Origin of the sequence: uncultured Streptococcus sp., from assembly GCF_963518475.1 — a bacterium.
In the GTDB taxonomy this organism is placed as follows: Bacteria; Bacillota; Bacilli; order Lactobacillales; family Streptococcaceae; genus Streptococcus.
Map to the genome: position 1 here is coordinate 1 of NZ_CAUQJA010000037.1, position 5,665 is coordinate 5,665.

5 protein-coding genes and 2 pseudogenes are annotated in these 5,665 nt (G+C 39.5%); 4 read left to right on the forward strand and 3 right to left on the reverse strand.

Annotation, left to right across the window (positions count from 1 at the left end; genetic code table 11):
- Nucleotides 1-235 precede the first annotated feature (235 nt).
- The gene (gene rpsB / locus RYK12_RS09805; protein WP_007556349.1) at nucleotides 236-1,015 is read left to right on the forward strand and encodes a 30S ribosomal protein S2; all 780 of its coding nucleotides are present in this window, start codon (nucleotides 236-238) and stop codon (nucleotides 1,013-1,015) included.
- Nucleotides 1,016-1,093: 78 nt separating this feature from the next.
- Nucleotides 1,094-2,134, forward strand: coding sequence for a translation elongation factor Ts (gene tsf, locus RYK12_RS09810; RefSeq protein WP_125452643.1), 1,041 nt, complete (start codon nucleotides 1,094-1,096; stop codon nucleotides 2,132-2,134).
- Between the two features lie 121 nt (nucleotides 2,135-2,255).
- Here tsf and cysK read toward each other — a convergent pair whose 3' ends face one another.
- The 3 genes and pseudogenes from cysK to RYK12_RS09825 all read right to left on the reverse strand — a co-directional run bounded on the left by cysK (nucleotide 2,256) and on the right by RYK12_RS09825 (nucleotide 4,103).
- On the reverse strand, nucleotides 2,256-3,182 hold the full coding sequence (gene cysK / locus RYK12_RS09815) for a cysteine synthase A (protein ID WP_261141478.1): 927 nt from the start codon (nucleotides 3,180-3,182) through the stop codon (nucleotides 2,256-2,258).
- A gap of 96 nt (nucleotides 3,183-3,278) precedes the next feature.
- Nucleotides 3,279-3,374 (reverse strand): annotated as a pseudogene (locus RYK12_RS09820) (PH domain-containing protein); the annotation flags it as partial.
- 93 nt (nucleotides 3,375-3,467) lie between these two features.
- Nucleotides 3,468-4,103, reverse strand: coding sequence for a YigZ family protein (locus RYK12_RS09825; protein WP_314848810.1), 636 nt, complete (start codon nucleotides 4,101-4,103; stop codon nucleotides 3,468-3,470).
- 56 nt (nucleotides 4,104-4,159) lie between these two features.
- Here RYK12_RS09825 and RYK12_RS09830 point away from each other — a divergent pair, with 56 nt between their 5' ends.
- Both RYK12_RS09830 and RYK12_RS09835 read left to right on the forward strand, forming a co-directional pair.
- Entirely contained in the window at nucleotides 4,160-5,458 is a 1,299-nt protein-coding gene (locus RYK12_RS09830; RefSeq protein ID WP_314848812.1) for a DEAD/DEAH box helicase, read from the forward strand.
- Nucleotides 5,455-5,665, forward strand: a pseudogene (locus RYK12_RS09835) (ComF family protein); the annotation flags it as partial. The gene RYK12_RS09830 and the pseudogene RYK12_RS09835, both read left to right, overlap by 4 nt.

The window sequence follows — 5,665 nt, forward strand, 5'->3', positions numbered from 1 at the left end:
AAACTAATGAATGAAATGAAGAGGCTCTATTCGAGTCTCTTTTATGATGATTTATATAGTGAACTTACTTTAAAAATCTACTAAAATAGCTTGAAATTATTGAGGAAGTATGATAAAATAAAAGCTGTCGTGTAAACGATAATACTCATTCTTGATGAATTGTGAAACTGTTGCCCTTGGGTCGTTTTGCGAGTTGAAGTCAAGAAGAGGAAAAAAACAAAAAGGAGAAATACTCATGGCAGTAATTTCAATGAAACAACTTCTTGAGGCTGGTGTACACTTTGGTCACCAAACTCGTCGCTGGAACCCTAAGATGGCTAAGTACATCTTTACAGAGCGTAACGGAATCCACGTTATCGACTTGCAACAAACTGTAAAATACGCTGACCAAGCATACGACTTCATGCGTGATGCAGCAGCTAACGATGCAGTTGTATTGTTCGTTGGTACTAAGAAACAAGCGGCTGATGCAGTTGCTGAAGAAGCAGTACGTTCAGGTCAATACTTCATCAACCACCGTTGGTTGGGTGGAACTCTTACAAACTGGGGAACAATCCAAAAACGTATCGCTCGTTTGAAAGAAATCAAACGTATGGAAGAAGATGGAACTTTCGAAGTTCTTCCTAAGAAAGAAGTTGCACTTCTTAACAAACAACGTGCACGTCTTGAAAAATTCTTGGGTGGTATCGAAGATATGCCTCGTATCCCAGATGTTATGTACGTAGTTGACCCACATAAAGAGCAAATCGCTGTTAAAGAAGCTAAGAAATTGGGAATCCCAGTTGTAGCGATGGTTGATACAAACACTGATCCAGATGATATCGATGTAATCATCCCAGCTAACGATGATGCTATCCGCGCTGTTAAATTGATTACAGCTAAATTGGCTGATGCTATCATCGAAGGACGTCAAGGTGAAGATGCAGTAGCAGTTGAAGCAGAATTTGCAGCTTCAGAAGCTCAAGCAGATTCAATTGAAGAAATCGTTGAAGTTGTAGAAGGCGACAACGCTTAATTTATATAAATAGTAATTACCTAGGAGGGCGGGGCTTAGCCCGGCTCTCCTATTTTTAAAAAATATAGGAGAATCAAAATGGCAGAAATTACAGCTAAACTTGTAAAAGAGTTGCGTGAAAAATCTGGTGCCGGAGTTATGGACGCTAAAAAAGCGCTTGTAGAAACAGACGGTGACATCGAAAAAGCTATTGAATTGCTTCGTGAAAAAGGTATGGCTAAGGCAGCTAAGAAGGCTGACCGTGTTGCTGCAGAAGGTTTGACTGGTGTTTACGTTAACGGTAATGTTGCAGCAGTTATTGAAGTAAACGCTGAAACTGACTTCGTTGCGAAAAATGCTCAATTCGTTGAATTGGTAAATGCTACAGCTAAAGTAATCGCTGAAGGTAAACCAGCTAACAACGAAGAAGCACTTGCATTGACAATGCCTTCAGGTGAAACACTTGAAGCTGCATATGTATCTGCAACAGCAACTATCGGAGAAAAAATCTCATTCCGTCGCTTTGCATTGATTGAAAAAACAGACGCACAACACTTTGGAGCTTACCAACATAACGGTGGACGTATCGGTGTTATTTCAGTTGTTGAAGGTGGAGATGAAGCACTTGCTAAACAATTGTCAATGCACATCGCAGCGATGAAACCAACAGTTCTTTCTTACAAAGAATTGGATGAGCAATTCGTTAAAGATGAGTTGGCACAATTGAACCACGTAATCGACCAAGATAATGAAAGCCGTGCAATGGTTAACAAACCAGCTCTTCCACACTTGAAGTATGGATCAAAATCTCAATTGACTGATGAAGTGATTGCTCAAGCTGAAGCTGACATCAAAGCTGAGTTGGCTGCAGAAGGTAAACCAGAAAAAATCTGGGACAAAATCATCCCAGGTAAAATGGATCGCTTCATGCTTGACAACACTAAAGTTGACCAAGCTTACACACTTCTTGCACAAGTCTACATCATGGATGACAGCAAGACAGTTGAAGCATACCTTGAATCAGTTAACGCTTCAGTAGTTGAGTTCGCTCGCTTTGAAGTTGGTGAAGGTATCGAAAAAGCTGCAAATGACTTCGAAGCTGAAGTTGCAGCTACAATGGCAGCAGCCTTGAATAACTAATAATAAAAAGGAAGCTAAATTGCTTCCTTTTTCTATGTAGTAGATTCCTATAGGAAGAGCCTTCTACTTTTCAAGATATAAACAAAAAGCCCTATAATAAGGGCTAAGTGTATTTAGGAGACTACACTTCAAATTCATAGAGTGCTGTAGACAAATAACGTTCGCCGTTATCTGGTGCTAGAGCAAGGACTTTCTTACCTGTACCTAATTTCTTAGCAACTTCAATTGCTCCGTAGATAGCTGCAGCTGAAGAAATGCCAACAAGGAATCCTTCTTTTCCGCCAATCTCACGGCCAAGTGCAAGAGCATTGTCTGATGTTACACGAACGATACCATCATAGGCGTTTGTATCAAGTGTATCAGGAATAAATCCAGCTGAGATACCTTGAATTTTGTGAGGACCAGGTTTTTCACCAGATAGAATAGCAGATTCATCTGCTTCTACTGCAAAAACTTGAATGCTTGAATTTGCTGATTTGAGTGCATGAGAAACACCAGAAATCGTTCCACCGGTACCCACTCCAGCAACAAAGGCATCTAGTCCATCTTTACCGAAAGCAGCTAGTATTTCAGCTCCTGTTGTTCTTTCGTGTACTTCTGGATTAGCTGGATTGTCAAATTGAAGAGGAAGGAAACCATCACGTTCAGCAGCGATTTCTTGAGCCTTAGCAATAGCACCTTTCATTCCCTCACTACCAGGAGTTAGGACGAGTTCAGCACCATAAGCTTGGATAATCTTACGTCGTTCTACACTCATAGTTTCAGGCATAACGATAACAACTTTATACCCTTTAGCAGCCCCTACCCATGAAAGTCCAATACCAGTGTTTCCACTTGTTGCTTCAACAATAGTAGAACCTGGTTTCAGAATACCGTCTTGTTCAGCTTTTTCAATCATGCTAAGAGCAATACGGTCTTTTACAGAAGAACCAGGGTTGAATGCTTCAAGCTTTACATAGACGTCCGCAGCCCCTTCTGGCACAATGTTGTTGAGTTTAACAATCGGAGTTTGACCGATTAATTCAGTAATGTTGTTATAAATAGACATATGAATACCTCTTTGTATAAGATATCTCTAGTATAACGCTATCTATACCATTTGTAAAATATAGAAATCCTATCGAAGTGATAGGATTTTTTTATATCACAGGTCTAAGCCATTAATTTTTAAGCGATTGTGATAAGCTAATTCTAGTAAATAGGTGTAAAGTGGAACGATATCTGTTTTCTTTTTGAATTGCTTCATTTTCTAGTAGGTTTGGGCAAGCATCTTTTTATTTTGCTAATTAAAGTAGCGGTGAGAATGTCAGTGAAACACTGTATTATCTATTATTTACACTAAGTTTACAGGAACTTCAACTTCTCGTAAACCTTGATCAGTTAAAGTGACTTTCCCATTAAAAAACTCTATAAGTGCAGCTTTAATATTTTCTTTTTCTTCTTTATCAACATAAATCATCGTATCGACTTGATCTGTAAAGTTTGTATCCAGTTCCATGAGATTATGTTCCTTAAGGAAGTTACTGTACTCTTGATACTGAGCGTAAGACATTTGAATAGCAATGCCAGCCTGTTCCTTTATTTCAATGATGCCAATTTCTTTGACAGCTAAGGCAACACTGCCAGCATAAGCACGAATCAATCCTCCAGCACCTAGTTTAATGCCACCAAAGTAGCGTGTCACTACCACACAGACATTAGTAAGATTGTGATTTTCTAGTACCCCAAGCATGGGAACGCCAGCAGTACCACTAGGCTCACCATCATCACTTGTCCGTTTGATTTCACTACGTTCTCCAATAATGAAGGCAGAGCAGTTGTGCGTAGCTTTGTAGTGCTCTTTCTTGATGGCAGTAATGAAGTCACGAGCCTCTTCTTCGCTATAAACACGCTTGGCATGACAGATAAAGCGGGATTTTTTGATTTCTTCTTGGACTTGTCCGTCCTCTTTAATTGTTCTAAATTCCATGATTTAATTGTACTAAAAAATCATCTAAAGCGCTAGATTTTTACGAATAAAGAAGTATGAAAGTAAATCCAAATTATCTCGGTCGGTTGTTTACGGAGAATGAATTAACTAAAGAGGAACGTCAGTTGGCGGAGAAACTTCCAGCAATGAGAAAGGAGAAAGGGAAACTTTTCTGTCAACGTTGTGATAGTGCTATTTTAGATGAATGGTATTTGTCCATCGGTACTTACTATTGTAGGGAGTGTTTACTGATGAAGCGAGTCAGGAGTGATCATGCTTTATACTATTTTCCGCAGGAGGATTTTCCGAAGCAAGATATTCTCAAATGGCGCGGTAAATTAACTCCTTTTCAAGAGAAGGTGTCAGAAGGACTAATTCAAGCTGTAGACAAGCAGGAACCAACCTTGGTACATGCGGTGACGGGAGCTGGAAAGACAGAAATGATTTATCAAGTAGTGGCTAAAGTGATCAATGCGGGTGGTGCAGTATGCTTGGCTAGTCCTCGCATAGATGTTTGTTTGGAGCTGTACAAGCGCCTGCAAGATGATTTTGCTTGCGAGATATCTTTACTACACGGAGAATCAGAGCCGTATTTTCGAACACCACTAGTTGTTGCGACGACCCATCAGTTATTGAAGTTTTATCAAGCTTTTGATTTGCTGATAGTGGATGAAGTAGATGCCTTTCCTTATGTTGACAATCCCACGCTTTACTACGCTGTCAAGAATAGTGTAAAGGAGAATGGCTTGAGAATCTTTTTAACAGCGACTTCGACCGATGAGTTAGATAGGAAGGTCCGTTTAGGAGAACTAAAACGATTGAGCTTGCCAAGACGATTTCATGGAAATCCGTTGATTATTCCTAAACCTGTCTGGTTATCGGATTTTAATCACTGTTTAGAGAAAAATCGGTTGTCACCAAAGTTAAAGTCCTATATTGAGAAGCAGAGAAAGACAGCTTATCCGTTACTCATTTTTGTTTCAGAAATTAAGAAAGGGGAGCAGTTAAAACAAATTTTACAGGAGCAATTTCCAAATGAGAAAATTGGCTTTGTATCTTCTGTAACAGAAGATAGATTGGAGCAGGTACAAGCTTTTCGAGATGGAGAACTGACAATACTTATCAGTACGACAATATTGGAGCGTGGAGTTACCTTCCCTTGTGTGGATGTTTTCGTAGTAGAGGCCAATCATCGTTTGTTTACCAAGTCTAGTTTGATTCAGATTGGTGGACGAGTTGGACGAAGCATGGATAGACCGACAGGAGATTTGCTTTTCTTTCATGACGGATTAAATGATTCAATCAAGAAGGCAATTAAGGAAATTCAGCAGATGAACAAGGAGGCAGGCTTATGAAGTGTTTGTTATGTGGGCAGACTATGAAGACTGTTTTAACTTTTAGTAGTCTCTTACTTCTGAAGAATGATGACTCTTGTCTTTGTTCAGACTGTAATTCTACTTTTGAGAGGATTGGAGAAGAGCACTGTCCAAATTGTATGAAAACAGATTTGTCAACAAAGTGTCAAGATTGTCAATTTTGGTGTAAAGAAGGAGTTGAGGTCA

Coding starts and splice junctions, on each gene's coding strand:
- rpsB (WP_007556349.1), top strand. CDS start 236: ATGGCAGTAATTTCAATGAAACAACTTCTTGAGGCTGGTGTACACTTT.
- tsf (WP_125452643.1), top strand. CDS start 1,094: ATGGCAGAAATTACAGCTAAACTTGTAAAAGAGTTGCGTGAAAAATCT.
- cysK (WP_261141478.1), bottom strand. CDS start 3,182: ATGTCTATTTATAACAACATTACTGAATTAATCGGTCAAACTCCGATT.
- RYK12_RS09825 (WP_314848810.1), bottom strand. CDS start 4,103: ATGGAATTTAGAACAATTAAAGAGGACGGACAAGTCCAAGAAGAAATC.
- RYK12_RS09830 (WP_314848812.1), top strand. CDS start 4,160: ATGAAAGTAAATCCAAATTATCTCGGTCGGTTGTTTACGGAGAATGAA.